We start from the raw sequence: 977 nt of genomic DNA, 5'->3' as shown, positions 1-977 counted from the left end.
GTAGAGCATCTGACTTTTAATCAGAGGGTCGACAGTTCGAGCCTGTCACGACTCATTAATGTTAATTAGATATTGACATTAATGGTAATATATGATAAGATAATTAAGTCGTTGTTTATGTTTGTGAGTTTCGCCGACTTAGCTCAGTTGGTAGAGCATCTGATTTGTAATCAGAGGGTCGGGCGTTCGAATCGTCTAGTCGGCACCATTTTTATGCGGAAGTAGTTCAGTGGTAGAACATCACCTTGCCATGGTGGGGGTCGCGGGTTCGAATCCCGTCTTCCGCTTGTTAATATTATTTGCCGGGGTGGCGGAACTGGCAGACGCACAGGACTTAAAATCCTGCGGTAAGTGATTACCGTACCGGTTCGATTCCGGTCCTCGGCATAATTATATTATTATGCACCCATAGCGCAATTGGATAGAGTGTCTGACTACGAATCAGAAGGTTGTAGGTTCGACTCCTACTGGGTGCATTATCATCGGGAAGTAGCTCAGCTTGGTAGAGCACCTGGTTTGGGACCAGGGGGTCGCAGGTTCGAATCCTGTCTTCCCGATAGAGTAGACATACTCTTGAAGATACACATCGCGGCGTAGCTCAGCTGGCTAGAGCGTCCGGTTCATACCCGGGAGGTCAGGGGTTCGATCCCCTTCACCGCGATATACAACTTGATAGAACTTGGACCTTTAGCTCAGTTGGTTAGAGCAGACGGCTCATAACCGTCCGGTCGTAGGTTCGAGTCCTACAAGGTCCATTGTACTTTGAAGTGGATAGTATAATTGATCTTTTTATAATGGAGGATTACCCAAGTCTGGCTGAAGGGAACGGTCTTGAAAACCGTCAGGTGGGTAAAACCACGCGAGAGTTCGAATCTCTCATCCTCCTTTTTCATTTTTATTATCGCGGGATGGAGCAGTCTGGTAGCTCGTCGGGCTCATAACCCGAAGGTCGTAGGTTCAAATCCTTCTCCCGCAAT

9 tRNA genes are annotated in these 977 nt (G+C 47.5%); all 9 read left to right on the top strand.

The annotated features are described in order from the left end of the window. The first annotated feature begins 132 nt into the window (after window positions 1-132). The 9 genes from FD50_RS09805 (at window position 133) to FD50_RS09765 (ending at window position 976) form a co-directional block, all read left to right on the top strand. Window positions 133-208: transfer RNA gene (locus FD50_RS09805), tRNA-Thr, on the top strand. 7 nt (window positions 209-215) lie between these two features. Next, window positions 216-287: transfer RNA gene (locus FD50_RS09800), tRNA-Gly, on the top strand. 14 nt (window positions 288-301) lie between these two features. Further along, window positions 302-387, top strand: a tRNA-Leu gene (locus FD50_RS09795). A 15-nt stretch (window positions 388-402) separates the two neighbouring features. Then, window positions 403-476 (top strand) — tRNA-Arg (locus FD50_RS09790). 7 nt (window positions 477-483) lie between these two features. Next, window positions 484-557: transfer RNA gene (locus tag FD50_RS09785), tRNA-Pro, on the top strand. 30 nt (window positions 558-587) lie between these two features. Further along, a tRNA-Met gene (locus FD50_RS09780) sits at window positions 588-661 on the top strand. A gap of 20 nt (window positions 662-681) precedes the next feature. After that, a tRNA-Ile gene (locus FD50_RS09775) sits at window positions 682-755 on the top strand. A 41-nt stretch (window positions 756-796) separates the two neighbouring features. Next, window positions 797-886 (top strand) — tRNA-Ser (locus tag FD50_RS09770). A 16-nt stretch (window positions 887-902) separates the two neighbouring features. Then, window positions 903-976, top strand: a tRNA-Met gene (locus FD50_RS09765). The last annotated feature ends 1 nt before the right edge of the window (window position 977 follow it).

Source organism: Liquorilactobacillus satsumensis DSM 16230 = JCM 12392, from assembly GCF_001435195.1.
Classification (GTDB): domain Bacteria; phylum Bacillota; class Bacilli; order Lactobacillales; family Lactobacillaceae; genus Liquorilactobacillus; species Liquorilactobacillus satsumensis.
This window is presented reverse-complemented; position numbering and strand designations above follow the sequence as displayed.